The following is a 20,208-nucleotide window of genomic DNA, read 5'->3' on the forward strand; positions in this document are numbered from 1 at the left end:
GGTTTTTTGTAGGTGGCGGCGGGACTTTTGAGGAAGAGAGGGCTTGTGCAGAAGACCATCGCCATCAGCTTTTACGAGGCCATCGTAGCCAGCTCTAAGAAAGTCATTGGGCTGTATCCCAAGGAGAAGATTGGATTCGATTCCGTGGTGAGCATCTGCCCGGCTGAGAAGCTGGACATCATGATCACCGACTGGGACGCCGCCGAGACGGATCTGGCTTCCTTTGAGGAAAAAGGGATTGATGTCATCATGGTGGAGAAGGAGGAGAAAGTCCCGGAGACCTGAAAGCTGCCTGAAATTGTAAGCTGCGTCTGCGCCCCTGTGGAAACAGATGGACGAAGAGGCAGAAAGCGGTGCGACGTAGTGCAGAGTATGGCTACGGAATAGTAATACAGAACAGCAATCCAGGGCACTTCGGAAACGAGCCCTGGATACGCTGTCTGCAATAGGGGCTTTAAGGCTCCTGGGCAAGCAAAAACTGTTCCGCGGAAAGGACATTGCCAAAAAGCACAGAATCATATATTTCCTTGCTGTGATAATGCTTCTTCTTTTTGTCGAAGCCATAAAGCCGGAGCCTGGACAACTCCTCCTTGATCTCTAAGATTGCTTTTTTGCATTCCGGCCTTTCTTTCAGCTGCTGCACCAGTTTATCTTCGGATAAAAGGGCAGATTCGATTTCCTCACGATGCTTCCACCAAATATCGATATTCCAGCGCTCGCCATATATGGCAGTCTCAAATCCAAGGAATGCCGCCCCCTGCTCAACATTTAAGAAACCATCAAATCGAGTCGGTATCATCCTTTTAAGAATCTCTCCGGCCAGATCGTAATATTGGGAAGGACTGTATTTCGAATTATCGATGTAAAAATCCAAATCGTTCCATGTCATGATTTTCGTTCGATAACTCCCAACGACAAATGCGTCTCCATATTTGCTTAAAAGGCTCATGAAATCGCTTTTATGAAATAATTCGTCTGCTTTTTCGTAGATAGTCATACACGCGCCCCCTCATCACAAAATTTGCTCATCACCCAACATCAGGAAAATGCAATGTTCAGTATAGCATGGAATGATGAAATTGACAACTATACTACTGCCTTTCCAAACCGGACAGGAGATTTGCTGCAGGCATGGCTTATAGCATGCCTGCCTTCGGAAGCTGTCTCCTGACTGGTGCCACGGGCCAGCTCCACGAAAAGTCCCCAATAAGATTAGCAGGAAAAAAGCATTAAAGTGTGCCTGGGGTGACAGCCTTGATATTCCCCTGCTGTGATAGTATAATACAGACAGGGAAGAAAGGGAACAATACAGCATGGCTAAAAAGAAGCGGAAGCCGGATATCGTACTGAAGGACTACTGGAGGGATAAGGGGCAGTTCTGCGTGGAGAGCGGCTATGAGTTTGGCCTGCCATCACCTCAGCCGAAAAAATACAATATTTTTCACCTGTGCGGTTGCAGTCCAATGGCTTGTCTGCATGCAAGCTATTGTAATGCAGACAAGCCATTGGATTAGCAACCCACCGCACAGGTGGAATATTTTCGGGATATGGAGCCGCTTCCGTCGCTGCTTTTAGAGAGAACGGAAGCGGCCTTTGTGGTTAGATTTTAAAAAAATAGGTTACAACCAATGCCGCGAAATCCGTACCTATAGATAGAAAGCAGCTTTCAATCTACGGATACAAGGAGGGAAACACATGTGGAAGACAACAGAATCGTAGAACTATACTGGGAGCGAAAAGAAGAAGCCATCCGGGAGACCGCCCTGAAATACGGCAGACTATGCGCCTATATCGCGGGCAATATTCTCTCAAGCCACGAGGACTGTGAGGAATGCGTGAACGACACCTATCTGGCCCTGTGGAACGCCATTCCCAGCCAGCGCCCCAGCAGATTCCCGGCCTTTGTGGGCAGAATCGCAAGGAACCTGGCGCTGAAGAGGTATGAGTACCTCTCCGCGGCGAAGCGGAATCCCGCCGCGGTCACATCCCTGGAGGAGCTGGGGGACTGCGTGTCCGGGGCGGAGAGCGTGGAGTCCGAAGCGGAAAAGGGACAGATAGAGCGGGCCATCACGGACTTCCTCTGGCAGCAGAAAGAAGAGAAGAGGAATGTCTTCATCAGGCGGTACTGGTATTTCGATTCGGTGGAAAGCATCTGCAAAAGCACAGGCTTCACCCAGAGCAAAGTAAAGTCCATCTTGTACGAAATGCGGCAGAAGTTAAGAAAATATCTGGAAAGGGAAGGGTTTGGACTATGAATCAAAAGCAATTGGCGGAACACATCGGGAACATTGACGACAGGCTTGTCCAGCAGGCGGAGCAGATTCCGGATTACGCGGCGCTGCGCCGGGGAAGGAGAAGGCGGCAGCTTCTGGCCATGGCGGCGGCCCTGGTGCTGATGGTCACCAGCTTCAGCGCAGGCGCGATCGCCTTTGCCCGGGAAATCGTGGTGAAGGTGCCCATGGAACAGGAAATCCTCATGCTGGAGGGAGTCAACCTGACGCTGATCTTCCCCGACAGCTGGGCCGGGCAGTACGCGGTGGAAAAAAACGGGCAGAACTATGTGGTCTACAACCCCAAAATGCGGGAAGCCGTAGGCGAGGGAACCTATCTGCTGGACGGCGGCGTCCTGTTCACCATCGTCTGCTACGAGGAAGCCATGACGGAGGGGCAGTTTATAGAAAACGGTCTGGATTTCACCGCCTATCGGTATCTTCTGGCCACAAGTGATAGAACATATGTTCTGCATTATGCCAGCGATGTGCAGTACGACCCGGAGGACGAAGAGCAGAGGAGCACTTATCAGAAAATGATGTCGGAGATCAAGGACATTCAATTCGTGGTGGACAATCTGTGGGAAGAGTAAAATACCGGATAAACGACTTTTGCAGTAGATAGTGACAAAACGGGCCTGTCTTCGATTATGTGGAGCAGCTGCGGGAGCGCAGGGAATTCCAGAACCTGAAAGGCCTGATCTACTTCACGGACGGCTACGGCATCTGCCCCGGCCGCCCGCCGGCGTATCAGGTCATCTTCGCGTTCCTGGAAGAGGACGAAAACCGCGCCCCGGTGCCTTGCAACGGAGCCTCCAATGCTTTTGTGCTGCTGACCTCAGATTTTTTCCCTTTTTCTAAAACGCAATGTGCCGTGTTTAAGGGGACTGAGAGAAGTGTATTTCTTGATAAACGCGAGTTTACAGGGCCGATTTATGAGCAGATTGAAGAAGCGACGACCTTTGTGCTTCGTAATATACGACTGGGTGCAATGATTGATGGGCTGGTAAGAAAGGAATCCTATGAATTACCAATAGAAGCAATCCGCGAAATGATCATCAATGCGCATTGCCATCGCAATCTGGCGGATGATTCTTGTGTGCAGGTGGCGCTTTATGATGACAGGTTGGAGGTGACTTCTCCTGGCGGCCTTTATAATGGGATGACTTATGAAGAACTTATGAATGGACATTCCAAGCTCCGTAACAGGACGATTGCAAATGTTTTGGGGCAAATGGGGTTTGTGGAGTCATGGGGAACGGGAATCAGCAGAATTATAAAGGCGGCAGAAGATTATGGTCTTCCGGTACCGGAGTTTCAGGTTTTTGATGATATGCTTCGAGTAAACCTGTTCCGCAATTCTATGCCCATAAAAAAGGATAGAAACGGTGGAGAAGCATCGGAGAAGCATCGGAGAAGCATCGGAGAAGCATTGGAGAAGAATTGACTGACACGCAACAGAAAATCCTTATCCTTTTATCAAAAGACCCACAACTTTCTGCTTCAAAAATGGCAGACCAGATAGGTGTTGCCAGGAGAAATATTGAAGCCAATATCAAAAAGCTAAAGGAGCGTAGAATCCTGATTCGCCACGGCTCTCCGAAAAAGGGGTATTGGGAAATAGAATATGAAGATACGGAACTTGATTGAAAACACACAAGGCGCTGAGGGATGTCTCTGCGAGCACGGTCTCAGCTTTTACATCGAGACGGAAAAGCACAGGCTCCTTGTGGACACAGGGGCCACGGACGCTTTCCGGCTGCGCCCACAACGGAATCCTGAACATCCTGGACAGATACCGGGAGCTTTACGGCTCTGACCCCGATGCCGTCATCAGCGGGTTCCATATGAGCAGAAAGCCCCATTACAGCCAGGCGGATCTGGAGCTGGTGCGACAGACAGGAGAGGAGCTGCGCAGACTCCCCGTCCGGTTCTGCACAGGACATTGCACCGGCGAGATTCCCTATCGGATTCTGAAAGAAGGAATGGGCGGGCAGCTTTCCTATGTACATAGCGGGGAGGAGATTCGACTGTAAACATATCGACTACAATTTCAGCCGACATCATTGCCCAACCAAACGGACGGTCAAGGGCCCTGTACGAGACGGAGGTATAGAAAATGGCATTAAAGGACACCTCGCAGCCGGAAATCATAAATTGGCTGTAGGAAATAAAAGATAAGACGGAGGAATGTATGATGCAGTTTGGATTTTCTTATGTCGGTTTGGGCTTCCTGCTGATGCTGTTTATCCCCAACATGATTTGGACGAAACACAAGCCCAGGGATTATGAGAAATACGTCGGAAACGAAAATAGAATCCTGTCGCTGCTGGAAAGAGTGGGCGAAGCGCTGGTCTGCTGCGCCGCCCTGACCTGTTCCGGTTTCAATCTGTGGAAGCCGGACTTGTGGTCAATATGGCTGGTCCTTGCCGTCCTGGCGATGCTCCTCTACGAAGGCTACTGGATTCGGTACTTCCGCAGCAGACAGGAAATGACGGATTTCTATTCCTCTTTTCTCGGAATACCGGTAGCCGGAGCCAGCTTGCCGGTGGCGGCATTTTTCTTGCTGGGAATCTACGGCAGGAACCCGCTGATGCTCCTTGCCGTTACTGTCCTGGGCATCGGGCATATCGGGATACATCTGGCGCACAGGAGAGAAGTGTCCGAGAGGAAGCGATAGCGGCGCGTTATCGCCAGTCCTGATACCCTTCGCTTGCGAGTCGGGTTACAATGAAGAAGGGCATTCGTGTGCAAAATTTTGTGAATGCAAGTATAAATATTGTGAAGGAGAGCGGCTATGAAGGATGTTGAAAGATATGCAATACTTAGGAATTGTCGGAAAATAACTGCTGCAATTGCTTCAGGCAAAAGCCCGGAAATACAATAAAAATTGCCATAAACTTGCAGCAGTTATTTGTAGACACTTCCTTATTATAATCGGGTATCTTGTCTTATGGTATGCGGGTGCGATGTTCAGCTTTTTGCCCTTTTTGGGCGATAGCGCCGTCGTGGGCTTTACCGGGCTTTTGATTGTGATTGTCATAGTGATATGCACCTGTTGGATTATTGACACAATCCAGAAAAAAGATAAGTAAAGGAGCAATGGGAACATTTTCCGAAAAAGGAAAGACAAAACGGCGCATATGAGGGAAACATGACATCAAACAGGCCAAAGAATATATCAAAAATACGGTAAAACTTTATCTGAAAAAAGATGGTTTCGGAGAATACCGAGTGCCGGTAGTGCGCCAGCGCCCTGTCTCCTGCCGGGCGCCCCGGGCATCTTCAGCGACTGCCAAACCGGGGCATACTATTATCTGCGCCCTATGTGGACAGAAGCGTTGAAATATAAGGAAAGTTTTGGTATAGTGATAATAGGATATCTGCAATTCGCAGAAACCGGGAAGCCGCCAGCGAGTGGGCGGGCTCCTGGCCATAATAAGGAATTGTCGAAAAATTTATCAGTTATTTTCCGGCAGTTCCCAATGAAAGTAGAAAGGAAAACGAAACATGAGCATGACATTGACACAGGCCAAAGAAAAATTGGAGAAATACGGTCAGGAGCATGTCCTGAAATATTACGGAGAGCTGTCGGAGGAAGGGCAGCAGGCGCTGCTCCGCCAGATAGAAGACTCCGACATGGACATCCTGGACTCCTGCAGGCACCAGGAAGAACTGCAGGAGCGGGGCGTCATCACTCCCCTTGCGGCCATGGAGCTTCCCGAAATCGAGGCCAACCGGGAAGCCTTTACCGCCGCCGGCATCGAAGCCATCCGGGCGGGCAGGGTGGGCGCGGTGCTGCTGGCAGGCGGCATGGGCACGCGCTTAGGCTCTGATGCGCCCAAGGGCGTGTATAATATCGGCATCACCAGGGAACTCTATATATTCCAATGCCTGGTAAACAACCTGATGGAAGTGGTGCGCCAGGCGGATGCCTGGATTCATCTCTTCGTGATGACCAGCGACAAGAACCATGAGGAGACAGTCCGTTTCCTGACAGAGCACGATTTCTTCGGCTACCGGGCGGAATACGTGCATTTCTTCCAGCAGAAGATGGCCCTGGCGGTGGACTATGAGGGAAAAGTCTACCTGGAAGAAAAGGGCAAGATGGCCAGCTCCCCCAACGGCAACGGCGGCTGGTTCATCTCCCTGAAGGACGCGGGGCTGCTGGATTTGATCCACAGAGAGGGCATAGAGTGGCTCAACGCCTTCGCGGTGGACAATGTGCTCCAAAGAATCGCGGATCCCTGCTTCGTGGGCGCTACCATCCAGAAAGAATGCGTGGCAGGCGCAAAAGTAGTGGGCAAGGTCACCCCGGACGAGAAGGTGGGGGCTATCTGTTTAGAGGACGGCAGGCCCTCCATCGTAGAGTACTATGACATGACCCGGGAGCTGATGGATGCCAAGGACGCCCAGGGGAAGCCCGCCTATCATTTCGGCGTCATCCTGAACTATCTATTTGGCGTTGAGGAGCTGGAGCGCATCGTGGCTCAGAGCCTGCCCCTGCATGTGGTGGAGAAGAAGATTCCCTACCTGAACGAAGCGGGAGAGCTGGTAAAGCCCCAGGAGCCCAACGGCTATAAATTCGAGAATCTCATCCTGGACATGATTCACCAGATGGGGAGCTGCCTGCCTTTCGAGGTAGTCCGGGAGAAAGAGTTCGCCCCCATCAAGAACAAGACAGGCATCGACTCCGTGGAGAGCGCCAGGGAGCTGCTGCGCCGGAACGGGGTGGCACTGTAAGACATTGGTACAGATTGCCATATAACATTTCGACAGATTCTTTAAACATATAAGTATTGATGAAAACAGGTTTTTTCAGTAACCTATATTTAACGGCACTTACGAAATGCACATAAAGCACGGCAGGCTGCTACAAGGGCCATGCCCGGAAAGTGCGGAAAGGAAATGCCGTTTCTGTAAGGGCGCAAAGAAACTATATCACAAAAGCACGGCTGCCGGAGCGAATTCCCTGACATGCCACGATATCCGCTCCTCCGCAAACAGAAGGCTGGCAGGAAAGAGCGGCGTGGGAGAGGGAAGACAGATGCCGGGGAAAGCCTGGAAGCGCGTGCGGAAAAGAGGATGCTATGAAGATTTTGGTGACAGGCGGTGCCGGGTTCATCGGCAGCCACACGGTGGTGGAATTGCAGCAGGCAGGCTATGAGGTGGTGGTGCTGGACAATCTGTGCAATTCCAGTGAGAAATCCCTTGGCAGGGTAGAGGCGATTACCGGAAAGAAAGTTCCCTTTTACAAGGCGGATATTCTGGACAGGGAGGCCCTGGAAGAAATCTTTTCCAAGGAGGAAATTGATGCGGTCATCCACTTCGCGGGCCTGAAAGCGGTGGGCGAGTCCGTGCAGAAGCCCTGGGAGTACTATGAGAACAATATCGCGGGCACATTGACTCTGGTGGATGTGATGAGGAAGCACGGCGTGAAGAACATCATCTTCTCCTCCAGCGCCACCGTATACGGCAATCCCGCCATCATCCCCATCACGGAGGAATGCCCCAAGGGACAGTGCACCAACCCCTATGGCTGGACCAAGTCCATGCTGGAGCAGATTCTCTCCGATATGCAGAAAGCAGATCAGGAATGGAATGTGATACTGCTGCGCTACTTCAATCCCATCGGCGCTCACAAGAGCGGCACCATGGGCGAGAACCCCAACGGAATCCCCAACAACCTGATGCCCTACATCACCCAGGTGGCAGTGGGCAAGCTGCCTCAGCTGGGCGTGTTCGGCGATGACTATGACACCCCGGACGGCACCGGCGTGCGCGACTATATCCATGTAGTAGATTTGGCTGTCGGCCATGTGAAAGCCCTGAAGAAGATTGAAGAGAAAGCAGGCCTGAAAATCTACAACCTGGGCACCGGCGTGGGCTACAGCGTGCTGGACATTGTGAAGAACTTCGAGGAAGCCACCGGTGTGAAAATCCCTTACGCGATCAAGCCCAGGCGTGCCGGGGACATCGCCACATGCTATGCGGATGCAAGCCTTGCCAGGAATGAACTTGGCTGGGAGGCCCAGTATGGCATCAGGGAGATGTGTGAGGATTCCTGGAGATGGCAGAAGAACAATCCTAACGGATATGAGGACTGAATGAGCAGTATGCCCGGGCAGGGAACGGTTCCTGCCCGGGCAGTTGTGCAGTCAGGTTACTCGGAAATTTAAACTGTTAAGCAGTATATGTCAATGCTCAGGATACCTCCTTGTTATCCCCCTGGGCGGGGGATAAAAGGGAGGGTCCTTTTTTTCTGTTTTGACGCAGGAATATCTGTCCCTGCTCCAGATAGAAATCCTGCTGGTCGCCTGTGAGGGAGCGGAAGATGCAGAGCAGAAGTTCCTCCCTGTGAGCGGCATTTTTATTGGAAATGTCCATATTGACGGGATGATTCAGCAGATAATCCGTGGTCACATGAAAATAATCGGCAATCCGGATCAGGGTCCCATAATCAGGTTCACGGGTACCCTGTATATAATTCCCCAGGGCGGATGGAGACAAAGCCAGCGCTTCCGCCAGCTGTTTTTGGGTCATACCGTGCAAATTCAACAATTCTTTTAAAATATCACCAAGTTTCATAGAAGTCCCCCTTTTCATAGTAGAAGCATTTGCGCTGCCGGTCCGCTGCTGCAGAGCGGAAAGACGAAAAGCTGCGGCTGTCTTCAGGCCAGTGTCTATAAAGAGAACCTGAAGCTGACGGAGGGGACGTCCGTCACGCTTCTGCAGGCAATCAAAAGAGGGCGTCTGGTCAAGACCAATACAAGCGGATATAACGGCGTATACTACGACAAAAGGCAGAAACGCTGGGTGGCCCAGATTACCTTTCAGGGAAAGACTAAATATCTCGGCTCCTTTGAACTGCTGGCAGACGCAGTGGAAGCCAGGATGCAGGGGGAGAAGATATACGATGAATTTCTGGAGTGCCTTGACCAAAAGCAGAATCAAAATGAGGATTCCCTTCCTCACGCCACATAACAATACATAAAGATGAAATGGCACACACTCCCTGCCATGACAAACAGATGGAAGACCTCATGGGAGCCGAAACTCTTATGCCTGGAGTTGAACAAAGGAAGCTTCAGCGCATAGATGACTCCGCCCGCAGTATAGATGACGCCCCCGGCCAGCAGCCACAGAAAAGCGCCTGTAGACAGCGTGTCAAGCAGCCTGCCGAACACCAGTACGCAGACCCACCCCATGGCAATATAAATAATGGAGGAGAACCACTTGGGGCAGGTGATCCAGCAGGCCTTGACAAGCATTCCCGCTAATGCAATTCCCCACACCAGTGCCAGCATGGTATACCCCACCTTTCCGCCCAGCACAATCAGGCATACAGGTGTGTACGATCCGGCTATCAGCACGAAAATCATCATATGGTCCAGCTTCCGGAATACCCGCAGATACTTGCCCGCCAGGTTCACGGAATGGTAAGTGGCGCTGGCGCCGTACAGCAGAATCATGCTGGTGATGAAAATCGTCATTGCCGCGAAATGCTCGCCCCCTGACGAAATCCCCGCTTTCACCAATAGCGGCACCGCCGCGAATACGGCCATCACCATGCCGATGAAATGAGTGATTGCGCTTCCAGGCTCTCTGATTGTTATCTGCATATGGATACCTCCTAAACCATGTCATTCTAATTATATGGATATTATCTGCAATAGTGTCAAAAACTATGAACACATTTTTAGAAACACGGCATATAGTTTTGAAAACCATATGCTGTTAACTCCATATTATACACGGCTCAGGGGAAAAGTCAATATCAATCTTCTTCAATCACCTGGATCTCCAGATAATCGAAATCGATGCTTTCCACGAAATTGTCCCGGGTGAACCGCGCCTTGTTGTGGCGCCTGAACTCGGCTATGGTCTTGTCCAGCCAGATAGGCCGCGGCAGGTCGAACTGATAGCACACCTCGTCCAGCGCGCGGAATATTTTGTGGGTGCGGGTGTCCTGGCTGTCATCGCTGATGCAGGCATCCCGCAGCATATGATTGTCCTGAAAAGTTCTTGCCCATAAACGAAACATCTCGACTCATCCTTTCAAATATCATTTTTCTTATGTGAGGCTTATCTACATGGTAAGGGATTTCGGCAGCAAAAGCAAGCAGGATATTTTTGCACCGGGCCACATATAATGAAAGGTACGGCTTTTCCGCGATGAATAATCCGGGCGAATCTCTCCCCGGATTGCGGAACGGCAGTAAATCATTCAAAAAGGATTATTTTTTTGTGAATCATATACAATTACGCTGGTATTTATGGTATAATGTCCTTACTCGGGACAGGAAACGGCCGGGCGGCCATCGTGCTTTGGGCGATTTGTGCTCTGTGGGCAGCACAGGCTTGCGGTTCCCTGCCCTTACGCAAGATAGAAAGCAGCCAGATGACAAGCACGGATACGGACATCAGCCCCGGCATATGGAATGTGCCACGGAGAACAAGAGACTGATTAAAGGAGCAAATATGGAACTGAGGGAAGACAATGACGATGGAATCGACAGCTGGAAAGAAGTGACGCTGATATACAATGCCGCGCTGAAAATGATGGAGACCAAGATGGAGATACTCAATGACGAGTTCCAGCATGTCCATCGCTATAATCCTATCGAACATATCAAAGCCCGCATCAAGACACCGGAAAGCATTGTGAAGAAGCTGAAGCGGGACGGGCATGAATCCACCATCGACAATATGGTGAAATATGTGAACGACATTGCGGGCATCCGCATCATATGTTCCTTTACCTCCGATATCTACCGTATCGTGGACATGATCAGCGAGCAGCGGGACATCAGGGTGATGGCGGTGAAGGATTACATCACCTTTCCAAAGGCCAGCGGATACAAAAGCTACCATATGATCGTGACGGTGCCGGTATATCTGTCGGACCGGACGGTGGATACAAAAGTGGAGATTCAGATCAGGACAGTGGCCATGGATTTCTGGGCCAGTTTAGAGCACAAGATTCATTATAAGTTCGAGGGGGATGTGCCGGAGTATATCAAAAGTGAACTGGTGGAATGCGCCAGGATGGTATCGGATCTGGACGTCCGGATGCTGAAGCTGAACGAGGAAATCCTGGCGATTACCCGGGAACGCGGGAGATAGAACTTTTTCTGTGTTGTATTTTGGGGGAGAAAATGGTAGAATAATCGGGATGAGAGCGAGAAGGCACAACTGTCTGCAGGGGCTGCGGGCAGGTCAGGAGGAAAACAGATGGATATGTTTATGGACAAGCTGGCGCAGAAACTGACAGCACAGGAAATCATCAAGGCGAATACCGCGGCAGATGTGGAAGAACTGAACAAATTGAAGAACCAGATAGCAGAGTACAATGAATGTCTGGCAAAGCTGCAGAAACTGATCGACGACGGCGCCGGAAAACTGGCCGGCATCCAGATAGAGGAAAGCGAGCTGGCCCATCTGGTGGGGGAAAGCTACGGCAGGATGAAGATGCTGCAGCAGGATGTGGAGAACCTGCAGGGAACCATAGAGCAGCAGCAGGAGCGGATCGACGGGATGGAAAAGTCCGCGGCGGTGAGGATGGAGGCCATGTCCGCGTCTGTGCTGAACCAGCTGGAAGCCCTGGCGAGCCAGACGGAAGTCCTCTCTGCCACTGTGGGGGCGAAGATAGACCAGCTGTGCGGACAGCTGGAGGCCCAGGCGACCGGAGGCCTGTCGGAGCGGCTTGACCAGGTGGAAGAGAATGTGCACAAGGAGTGTGTGAAGGTGTACCGCAATGTGCAGGCCGTGATGGTGGAGGAGAGCGGCAAGCAGAACGAGGCGATGGATGGGGCAAAGGCGGATGTGGAAGCCGTCAAAGGAAAGCTGGGAGCGGTGCTGGGCGTTTCCGTGGCAGCGGCCGTACTGTCTTTGGCAGGCGTGCTGTATCAGGTGCTCAGCGGGCTTCATGTACTTCCGTTTTAATCTCACGGGTGTGAAAATATGGCAAAGGAAATCTGGAAACCGGGGAACATGCTCTATCCGCTGCCTGCGGTCATGGTGAGCATGGCGGACCGGGACGGAAAATACAATATCATCACCATCGGCTGGGCGGGCACGGTCTGCACGAACCCGCCCATGGTCAGCATATCTGTCCGGCCGGAGCGGCATTCTTTCCGGATTTTGCAGGAGACAGGGGAATTCGTCATCAATCTGACCACCAGGGAGCTGGCTTTCGCCACAGACTACTGCGGCGTGAAGAGCGGCAGGGATGTGGACAAGTTCAAAGCCCTGGGGCTGACGGCTTTTCCGGCAAAGGAGGTAAAAGCGCCGCTGATCGGGGAGAGCCCTGTCAATATTGAGTGCAGAGTGCGCACGGTCACGCCGCTGGGATCGCATCATATGTTTCTGGCTGATGTGGCGGCAGTCCACGCCGACGAGGAATATATGGACGAAAAGCATAAGTTTCATCTGGAACAGGCAGACCCCATTGTCTATTCGCATGGGGTCTATTATGTGTGCGGAGAAGCAGTCGGTACATTCGGATACAGCGTAAAACGGAAATATACTGCATAACGCTGAATACTGCCTGATGCAATCATGCCATGAAACCAGTCAGCGTTATGCAGTCTGGTTTCATGGCAAGTGAAATCGTTATGCAGTATAAATCACAGAGACGGCCGCGTGGAAGCGGAACAGGGGGACAGATGAGACAGATTGCGGGAGAGCTGTTTACGAAAAGAAGATTGTATCTGGTATGCTTTATGGCGCTTGGCCTGATAGAGTTCCTGCGGGCCACTCAGGCCGGAAACGTCTGGAAAGCCGCGGCTAACTGCACGGGGCTGGTGATGATGGCGCTGATATTCAGCGCAGTGCCCCTGAAAGAACTGACAGACCGTTTCAATGTCATCTATGTGCTGCTGTGCGCGGCGGCCATGATTACGGTGCACTTTTACTGGCTGTCCCATCGGGGGGAAATCCTGTGGGGACAGGCCCAGACAGCTGTGCTGAACATCTGCTGGATGGGGATTGCCCTGAGGTATTTTTTTCGTAAAGTAATCGCGGAAAAAAAGATATCCCTCCGGCCGGGGCTTACAGGCTGGCTGTGGATCGCCCTCTCTGTGTCGATGATTGCCTCTGTCAGTGAAAGATGGTGGCCGCTGTGGTTCTTTCTGATGTTCGGCTGCTTTTATCTCACGGAGTTTTCAGGGGAAGACAGAGAGGCTCTCTGGGATGGCATGATAGACGGGACGATTCTGGCTTTCTTCGCGGTGCAGATCTACGCCTATGGCTTCAGGCCCTATGATGAACTGCGATACAAAGGCGCTTTCAGCAATTCCAATATGATGGCGCTCTATTACTTGATTGTCTATCTGATGTGCCTTTTCCGCCTCCATCTTCTGGAGATGAAAAAGGAGGGATGGGGATGGAAATCATTTTTCCTGCTGGGCGCGGGAGGGATGCTTTCTTTTCAGCTGTTCACGATGTGCAGGACGGCGTGGATCGCGTCTTTTGTGGTGACGGTGCTGTACGGCATCTTTGTGATGCGGGGAATCTGGAGGATGAGATGGCGCGGCATTTTGTGCAGGGGATGCGCTCTTGTGCTGGCAGCGGCAGTGACGTTTCTGCCTGTGTACGGCACGATACGCTGGCTTCCCACAATCCTGCACCATCCGGTCTGGTACGAGGGGGAATACGCGGTGGACAAGGTGCATTCCTTTGACCCGCCCACCTCGGAAAAGTACGTGAAGCTGGAAGATTTTATGGATGCCCTGTTCGGCCGGATTCTCCGCACATTGGACATTGTGCAGCGCGGCGGCCCGTTTGTGCTGCGGGTCCATGCGGCTGAAGATATGGATAAGATGGAGCGGGTGGAACTTGTGGAGGCTTCCTGGACGGAAGACACTGCCCTGCGGATACGCCTGACAATCTATAAGGCGTACTGGGATAATCTGAACTGGTTCGGGCATGGGCTGTCGGAGGGCTATTTCATCATCGGGGACGAGGATTATTTTTCAAGGCATGCCCAGAACCTTTGGCTGCAGATGGCATACACCCACGGAATTCCCGCGGGAATCCTGTCGGTAGCTCTGTCGATTGTCCTGCTGTATGCTCAGGGAAGAAACATGATGCGCAGGAAAGACAATCCCTATGCCGTCATCCCCTTTTTTGTCTGTGTGGTATTTATGGTATTCGGCTTGATGGAAATCGTGTGGAATCCCGGACAGCTGATCATGTTCCTCGTTTTCTTCGTGCAGCATCCTCAAATAATGGAACAGCAGAAGAAATGAATATTTTTTCATAAACTGTACATGCTAGATAGAAATAAAAACCAAAAGTGAAAGATTCAGGAAAACTATGGAAAAGAAGAAAAGCAATCATAAAAAGTACAAATTTACATATATTAAAGCTACGGCGGGCACCTTGTTCCTGTGCCTGTTCTTTCTGAAAGGGTATACGCCCTACGAGGAGACAGGGGAGAATTTCTTCCATATTCAGGTAAACGGCCGGGATGTGGGCACCCTGGGAGATAAGGAGCGGATTGACGAACTCCTGCTCCAGGCCAGAAAGAATGTGGTCGCGGACAGCGATGAACTGGTATTCATGACGGCGGACATGGTGGTAGTGGGAGAGCAGGTCCTCTGGGGCAAGGTGGATACGGAAGAGGATGTGCTCAATCGGATGGAGGAGACCCTGCGGGCCAGCATCCGGGAGACCCTGCACCGTTCTTACACCCTGAAGATAGACGAGTACATCATCAATCTGTCCAGCATGGAGGATGTGCAGACGCTGCTTCTGGCCGCCATCGACAAGTACGGCAACGACGGGAAGTTCGCGGTGGAGATCAGGAATGACGGGGACAGGGAGTTCGGCGTGCTGACCGCGGATGTGGTGGCGACCTCGGCTTTAGAGGACGAGGGATGGCAATCCAATACGGAGGCGGGCGTCCAGAATCTGATCGCGGGCATCCAGGGGGAACAGATCCAGGAACAGCGGGAGGACTTCGAGGATTTCGAACTGGGAATCCGGACCATGAATTTCGCGGACAGCGTGGAAATCGTGGAGTCGTATCTTCCGGAGAGCCAGCTGACGGATCTGGAGCAGGCTATCGGCCTGGTGATCATGGAGCAGGAGACCCCCAGCGTATATGAAGTAGTGGCCGGGGATACCCTGTCGGAGATTGCCATCAAAGTAAACATTCCCATGGACACTATCGTGGAGATGAACGACCAGCTGGAGGATGTGACATCCACCCTGCAGATAGGCGACGAGCTGCTGATTACAGTGCCGGAGCCGGAACTGTCCGTGGCCAGGGTGGAGGAGGAATATTACGAGGAGATATATGACGCGGATATCGTCTATATCGAGAATGACAACTGGTACACGAATCAGACGGTAGTACACCAGCAGCCGTCGGCGGGATTCCGTAAAGTAGTAGCCGATGTATCGTACCTCAACGACAAGGAAATCAGCCGGGAAATCCTGAAAGAAGAGATTGTCATGGAGGCTGTGCCGAAGATTGTGGAGAGGGGGACCAAGATACCTCCTACCTATGTGAGGCCCATTTCCGGCGGCGTCCAGACCTCAGGATTCGGGAGAAGGTCCGCGCCCACTAAAGGAGCCAGCTCCTACCACAAGGGAATCGACTGGGCCACGCCCACCGGAACGCCTGTCTATGCCTCCTGCGGCGGCACCGTTGTCAAGGCCGGCTGGGGAAGCGGCTACGGATATGTAGTCTATATCAACCACGAGGACGGCAGGCAGACCAGGTACGGGCATCTGAGCAAGGTGCTGGTAAGCGAGGGACAGAGCGTGAAACAGGGAGACAGGATTGCCTTAAGCGGCAGCACCGGCATCAGCACGGGCCCTCATCTGCACTTCGAGATATTGATAAACGGTACCCAGGTGAACCCTCTGGACTACCTGAACAGATGACATGGAATATATGTTCGGTTTACAAACCGGGGAAAATGTGGTAAGATAGTCCCTATGTGAAAAGCCATGGCCGAAACCTGGCAGATGGCCGGATAAATATACTTGACCCTAAGCAGAGGAAAATCATATGGAAGAATATGTAATAAAAGGCGGGAATCCGCTGGTGGGCGACGTGGAGATAGCCGGCGCAAAGAACGCGGCGCTCCCGGTTTTCGCCGCCGCCACCATGACGGACGAGACTGTATATATAGACAATATTCCGGATGTGCGCGATATGGATGTGATGCTGGAAGCGATAGCCAGCACGGGAGCCACGGTGAAACGTGTCAGCCGCCACAAGGTTCTGATCAATGCGGGCAACATCAACAATCTGACCGTAGAACATGAGGGATGCAAGAAAATCAGAGGCTCCTATTACCTCCTGGGAGCGTTTCTGGGAAAATATAAGCAGGCGGAGGTAGTCCTGCCCGGGGGCTGCGATATCGGAAGCCGGGCTGTAGACCAGCATATCAAGGGATTTCGTGCGCTGGGCGCGGAGGTGATGATTGAGCATGGCCTGATCAAGGCCAGGGCTGAGCGGCTGCGGGGCAGCCATATCTATATGGATAAAGTCAGCGTGGGGGCCACGATCAATGTGATGATGGCCGCTACCATGGCGGAGGGGATGACTATCATCGAGAACTGCGCCAAGGAGCCCCATGTAGTGGATGTGGCCAGCTTCCTGAACAGCTGCGGAGCCAACATCAGGGGAGCGGGGACCGATGTCATCAAGATTCGGGGCGTGGAAAGGCTCCACGGCACGGATTATACCATCATACCGGATCAGATTGAGGCGGGCACTTTCATGTTCGCCGCCGCGGTCACCAAGGGGGACGTGACTGTGAAGAATGTAATCCCCAAGCATCTGGAGTCTATTACGGCCAAACTTCTGGAGATAGGCTGCGAGGTGGAGGAAGCGGATGACTGTATCCGTGTGGTGGCCTCCAAGCCTCTGGCCCATACCCAGGTAAGGACCCTGCCTTATCCGGGCTTTCCCACGGATATGCAGCCTCAGATGACGGTGGCACTGGCCCTGGCCAAAGGCACCAGCATCGTGACGGAGAGCGTATTTGAAAACCGGTTCAAATATGTGGACGAATTGATACGTATGGGAGCCGATGTGAAAGTGGAAGGCGGAGACACGGCCATCATCGACGGGGTGGATAAATATACAGGAGCCAGCATTACGGTGCCGGATCTGCGGGCGGGAGCCGCGCTGGTGATTGCCGCGCTGGCCGCGGAGGGATACAGTACCGTTGACGATATCAAGTATATCGAGAGGGGCTATGAGGATTTCCATATCAAGCTTCAGAATCTGGGGGCGCAGATTGAAATGGTGGAGACAGATAAGGATGTTCAGAAATTCAAGCTTAAAGTCGGCTGAGTACCATCTGCCCGGCGGATTTCTTGGAAAGTTATATTTATAATGAGGATAGGAAAGGGTCTTGTCATCTGGTGATAAGGCCTTTTTGGCCATAGCCAAAGTATGGAGAGGCGGTGAAATCTATGCGGCGCAGCGCGGGACGATGTCTTATGCCGATAATGCTATTGCCACTGTTTATAAGCGGATGCGGCAGCCCTGCCGCACCGGGACAAATATCCACAGAGGGTGCGCTGCAGGAGGGCACTTCCCAGGTCTCCATGGTGGTGGAGAATCCGGAATATGATGCTGCGCCCAATCCGTCCAACAAGTCGGAAAAGGATGAGAAGAATGCGGATTTCACTCCGTACCAGGCGCCGGAATTCGCGGATTCCGCTTTTCATGCCGAGCATGATACCCAGGGCAATGAGAAGGTGCAGATCGACCTGGAGCATGTAAACGAGGGCTACATAGGTGTTTCGGGCCATTCCGACACCCGGTTGAAACTCCAGGTGCTGGTGGGGGAGATGGATTACCGGTATGATGTTCCGTCGGACGGGACGCCGGTGATTTTCCCGCTTCAGGAAGGAGACGGCATCTATACCCTGAAAGCCATGGAGAATGTGGAAGATACAAAATACAGGCCTCTTTTTTCAGTGGACTGCGAAGTAAAGCTGGACGATGAGTTCCAGCCTTTCCTGCGGCCCAGCGCATACGTGGACTATGACAGGGATTCGGAATGCGTGAAGCTGGCTGCTGAACTGGCGGCGGGGGAGGAGGACGCGCTGGGAGTGGTGGGCGCTGTGTTTGAATATATCTGCGACAACATCGTGTACGACAGAGAAAAAGCGGAGATGGTGCAGAAGACCACAGGCTATATGCCGGTGCTGGACGAGACGCTGAGAACGGGAAAGGGTATCTGTTTCGACTATGCCTCCCTTGTGGCCGGGATGCTGCGCAGCCAGGGCATTCCCACCAAGATGGTCTTCGGCGATGTGTCCCCGGACGACATCTATCATGCCTGGAATATGTTCTATACCGAGGAGACCGGATGGGTGACGGTCAAGTACGAGGTGAAAGCGGGCAGCTGGAACCGGCTGGATCTGACCTTTTCGGCCAATGGGGCGGATACATCGTTTATCGGAGACGGCAGTAATTACCTGGATGAAAAATATTATTAGAAACTGACAGATTGTAATCGACAGAAAGTGATCAACATATAAGGAGGGGCGCTATGAGACGTGGGAAACTGGACAGTCTGGGGGTCAGCGCGTTCTGCGAGAGCATGGCGATGATGGTGCAGTCCGGAATCCAGATGGACGAGGCTGTGGCGTTGTTGAGATCCGGCAGCGGACAGGGAGGCCCTTTGGAAGAAGGACTTGCAATCATGCAGGCGGAGACGGAGGCCGGAAAAGGACTTTCCGCCGCCATGGAGGCTACCGGGCTTTTTCCGGAATATGCCATACGGATGGTCCTGGCGGGAGAGAAAGCGGGCAGACTGGAGGATGTACTGTTCCAGCTGGCGCGCTATTATGGGGATCTGAAGACCATGACGGCAAAGCTGAGGAATGCCGTCATTTATCCGGTGGCCATGCTGGGCATCATCATCATCGTGCTGATCGTCATGCTGACAACGGTGCTGCCGGCCTTTACGGATGTGTACGACAGTCTGACAGGAAGTCTGACGTCTTCTTCTTACGCCTATGTGAACGGAGCTTATCTGCTCTGCCGGGCGGCGCTGATCGTGATGGTGGCGCTGGCTGCGGCGCTGGCCATAGGGTATGCTTTATGGAATAGTAAAAAACGAAATATCGTAGAAAATATACTACATAAGATTCCGTTCTGTGCAGCAATACTGGAGAGCCTGGGGATGTTCCGCTTTACGGCGGCGCTGTCCACTTTCCTTGCCAGCGGCGCGATTCAGGACATGGCCGTGGCGGAGAGCAGGAAGATGGCCTCCTGCAGGCCGGTGGAAGAAAGAATAGACCGCTGTGTGGGACGCATGGGCGAGGGGCACGGCATCGCCCAGGCTGCCTACGATGAAGGCCTCTTTGAACCTGTCTATGGGAGGATGCTCCTGGCGGGGGAGCGCAGCGGCAGCCTGGAGTCAGTGCTGCGCAAGCTCACGGGGCTGCTGGCGGATCACTGTACGGAGCTGGTGGACCGGCTGGTGGGCATTGTGGATCCGGTGCTCTCAGGCGTTCTGATGGCTGCGGTGGGATTGTCTCTTTTGAGCGTCATGCTGCCTTTGATCGGCATGATGAATTCCATCGGATAAGCAGCTGGATAAGCCTGGGAGGTGCGGCGGATGTATGTGGATAAGAAAAGAAAGAAATGGCCCGGCCTGGCCCTTGCGGCGGCCGTGCTCCTCATAGCCGCGGGATTGTGGTGCCTGATTGTGCCCGCATCCGGCAGGGACATGGACGAGGAGAGCGAGAAGGCAATCAAGGCGGCAGTGGAGCGCTGCGCGATGCAGTGCTATGTGGTGGAAGGAGCCTATCCGCCCAGCCTGGCCTATCTGGAGGAGAATTATGGGCTCCAGATCAATAAAAAGGAATATTATGTCAGCTATGATATTTTTGCGTCAAACGTACCGCCCGCGGTGAAAGTAATCAGCAGGGACTAACCGCCAGCGGCATGGGG

24 protein-coding genes are annotated in these 20,208 nt (G+C 52.6%); 20 read left to right on the forward strand and 4 right to left on the reverse strand.

The annotated features are described in order from the left end of the window. Nucleotides 1-27: 27 nt before the first annotated feature. Nucleotides 28-285 carry a DeoR/GlpR family DNA-binding transcription regulator gene (locus NFS35_RS06070; protein WP_251206244.1) on the forward strand — a complete coding sequence of 86 codons (258 nt, stop codon included), beginning with the start codon at nt 28-30 and terminating at the stop codon, nt 283-285. 169 nt (nt 286-454) lie between these two features. Here NFS35_RS06070 and NFS35_RS06075 read toward each other — a convergent pair whose 3' ends face one another. Continuing rightward, the gene (locus tag NFS35_RS06075) at nt 455-997 is read right to left on the reverse strand and encodes a hypothetical protein (protein WP_251206245.1); all 543 of its coding nucleotides are present in this window, start codon (nt 995-997) and stop codon (nt 455-457) included. 316 nt (nt 998-1,313) lie between these two features. Here NFS35_RS06075 and NFS35_RS06080 point away from each other — a divergent pair, with 316 nt between their 5' ends. The 9 genes from NFS35_RS06080 to galE all read left to right on the forward strand — a co-directional run bounded on the left by NFS35_RS06080 (nt 1,314) and on the right by galE (nt 8,377). Then, the gene (locus NFS35_RS06080) at nt 1,314-1,514 is read left to right on the forward strand and encodes a hypothetical protein (protein WP_251206246.1); all 201 of its coding nucleotides are present in this window, start codon (nt 1,314-1,316) and stop codon (nt 1,512-1,514) included. A gap of 183 nt (nt 1,515-1,697) precedes the next feature. Continuing rightward, entirely contained in the window at nt 1,698-2,255 is a 558-nt protein-coding gene (locus NFS35_RS06085) for an RNA polymerase sigma factor (RefSeq protein ID WP_251206247.1), read from the forward strand. After that, complete coding sequence (locus NFS35_RS06090; protein WP_251206248.1) at nt 2,252-2,863, forward strand: hypothetical protein; 612 nt, start codon at nt 2,252-2,254, stop codon at nt 2,861-2,863. The genes NFS35_RS06085 and NFS35_RS06090 overlap by 4 nt, the downstream gene beginning before the upstream one ends. A 233-nt stretch (nt 2,864-3,096) precedes the next feature. Then, nucleotides 3,097-3,717 carry an ATP-binding protein gene (locus tag NFS35_RS06095; RefSeq protein ID WP_251206249.1) on the forward strand — a complete coding sequence of 207 codons (621 nt, stop codon included), beginning with the start codon at nt 3,097-3,099 and terminating at the stop codon, nt 3,715-3,717. Beyond that, nucleotides 3,714-3,920: a winged helix-turn-helix transcriptional regulator gene (locus NFS35_RS06100; RefSeq protein WP_251206250.1), complete on the forward strand. Its 207-nt coding sequence runs from the start codon at nt 3,714-3,716 to the stop codon at nt 3,918-3,920. The genes NFS35_RS06095 and NFS35_RS06100 overlap by 4 nt, the downstream gene beginning before the upstream one ends. Before the next feature lie 77 nt (nt 3,921-3,997). Continuing rightward, nucleotides 3,998-4,306, forward strand: a complete 309-nt coding sequence (locus tag NFS35_RS06105) for an MBL fold metallo-hydrolase (protein WP_251206251.1) — start codon at nt 3,998-4,000, stop codon at nt 4,304-4,306. 158 nt (nt 4,307-4,464) lie between these two features. Beyond that, nucleotides 4,465-4,950 (forward strand): hypothetical protein, encoded by a 486-nt coding sequence (locus tag NFS35_RS06110; RefSeq protein ID WP_251206252.1) that lies wholly within the window; start codon nt 4,465-4,467, stop codon nt 4,948-4,950. Nucleotides 4,951-5,786: 836 nt separating this feature from the next. Next, complete coding sequence (locus NFS35_RS06115; protein WP_251206362.1) at nt 5,787-7,013, forward strand: UTP--glucose-1-phosphate uridylyltransferase; 1,227 nt, start codon at nt 5,787-5,789, stop codon at nt 7,011-7,013. Between the two features lie 347 nt (nt 7,014-7,360). After that, the gene (galE, locus tag NFS35_RS06120; protein WP_251206253.1) at nt 7,361-8,377 is read left to right on the forward strand and encodes a UDP-glucose 4-epimerase GalE; all 1,017 of its coding nucleotides are present in this window, start codon (nt 7,361-7,363) and stop codon (nt 8,375-8,377) included. A 97-nt stretch (nt 8,378-8,474) separates the two neighbouring features. Here galE and NFS35_RS06125 read toward each other — a convergent pair whose 3' ends face one another. Then, on the reverse strand, nt 8,475-8,858 hold the full coding sequence (locus NFS35_RS06125; protein ID WP_251206254.1) for a helix-turn-helix domain-containing protein: 384 nt from the start codon (nt 8,856-8,858) through the stop codon (nt 8,475-8,477). 228 nt (nt 8,859-9,086) lie between these two features. Between NFS35_RS06125 and NFS35_RS06130 the strand changes: the two genes are divergently transcribed. Further along, the gene (locus NFS35_RS06130; protein WP_408629628.1) at nt 9,087-9,254 is read left to right on the forward strand and encodes a hypothetical protein; all 168 of its coding nucleotides are present in this window, start codon (nt 9,087-9,089) and stop codon (nt 9,252-9,254) included. Here NFS35_RS06130 and trhA read toward each other — a convergent pair. Together trhA and NFS35_RS06140 are read right to left on the reverse strand one after the other, a co-directional pair. Beyond that, nucleotides 9,242-9,892 carry a PAQR family membrane homeostasis protein TrhA gene (gene trhA / locus NFS35_RS06135; RefSeq protein WP_251206255.1) on the reverse strand — a complete coding sequence of 217 codons (651 nt, stop codon included), beginning with the start codon at nt 9,890-9,892 and terminating at the stop codon, nt 9,242-9,244. The genes NFS35_RS06130 and trhA overlap by 13 nt on opposite strands. 155 nt (nt 9,893-10,047) lie before the next feature. Further along, a complete protein-coding gene (locus tag NFS35_RS06140) occupies nt 10,048-10,314 on the reverse strand; it encodes a hypothetical protein (protein WP_251206256.1) in 267 nt (88 codons plus the stop codon). Between the two features lie 437 nt (nt 10,315-10,751). Here NFS35_RS06140 and NFS35_RS06145 point away from each other — a divergent pair, with 437 nt between their 5' ends. From NFS35_RS06145 to NFS35_RS06185, 9 genes are all read left to right on the forward strand, one after another. Further along, complete coding sequence (locus NFS35_RS06145; RefSeq protein WP_251206257.1) at nt 10,752-11,396, forward strand: GTP pyrophosphokinase; 645 nt, start codon at nt 10,752-10,754, stop codon at nt 11,394-11,396. A gap of 108 nt (nt 11,397-11,504) precedes the next feature. Then, complete coding sequence (locus tag NFS35_RS06150) at nt 11,505-12,215, forward strand: coiled-coil domain-containing protein (RefSeq protein WP_251206258.1); 711 nt, start codon at nt 11,505-11,507, stop codon at nt 12,213-12,215. 18 nt (nt 12,216-12,233) lie between these two features. Continuing rightward, on the forward strand, nt 12,234-12,806 hold the full coding sequence (locus NFS35_RS06155) for a flavin reductase family protein (RefSeq protein WP_251206259.1): 573 nt from the start codon (nt 12,234-12,236) through the stop codon (nt 12,804-12,806). 131 nt (nt 12,807-12,937) lie between these two features. Next, nucleotides 12,938-14,521, forward strand: coding sequence for an O-antigen ligase family protein (locus tag NFS35_RS06160; protein WP_251206260.1), 1,584 nt, complete (start codon nt 12,938-12,940; stop codon nt 14,519-14,521). A 67-nt stretch (nt 14,522-14,588) separates the two neighbouring features. Then, nucleotides 14,589-16,166 (forward strand): M23 family metallopeptidase, encoded by a 1,578-nt coding sequence (locus tag NFS35_RS06165; protein WP_251206261.1) that lies wholly within the window; start codon nt 14,589-14,591, stop codon nt 16,164-16,166. A 127-nt stretch (nt 16,167-16,293) separates the two neighbouring features. Continuing rightward, the gene (locus tag NFS35_RS06170) at nt 16,294-17,589 is read left to right on the forward strand and encodes a UDP-N-acetylglucosamine 1-carboxyvinyltransferase (protein ID WP_251206262.1); all 1,296 of its coding nucleotides are present in this window, start codon (nt 16,294-16,296) and stop codon (nt 17,587-17,589) included. Between the two features lie 149 nt (nt 17,590-17,738). Then, nucleotides 17,739-18,746, forward strand: coding sequence for a transglutaminase-like domain-containing protein (locus NFS35_RS06175; RefSeq protein WP_251206263.1), 1,008 nt, complete (start codon nt 17,739-17,741; stop codon nt 18,744-18,746). 53 nt (nt 18,747-18,799) lie between these two features. Further along, complete coding sequence (locus NFS35_RS06180; RefSeq protein WP_251206264.1) at nt 18,800-19,843, forward strand: type II secretion system F family protein; 1,044 nt, start codon at nt 18,800-18,802, stop codon at nt 19,841-19,843. A gap of 30 nt (nt 19,844-19,873) precedes the next feature. After that, entirely contained in the window at nt 19,874-20,191 is a 318-nt protein-coding gene (locus NFS35_RS06185; protein ID WP_251206265.1) for a hypothetical protein, read from the forward strand. The last annotated feature ends 17 nt before the right edge of the window (nt 20,192-20,208 follow it).

Origin of the sequence: Acetatifactor aquisgranensis (assembly GCF_943193215.1) — a bacterium.
Lineage (GTDB): Bacteria > Bacillota > Clostridia > Lachnospirales > Lachnospiraceae > Acetatifactor > Acetatifactor aquisgranensis.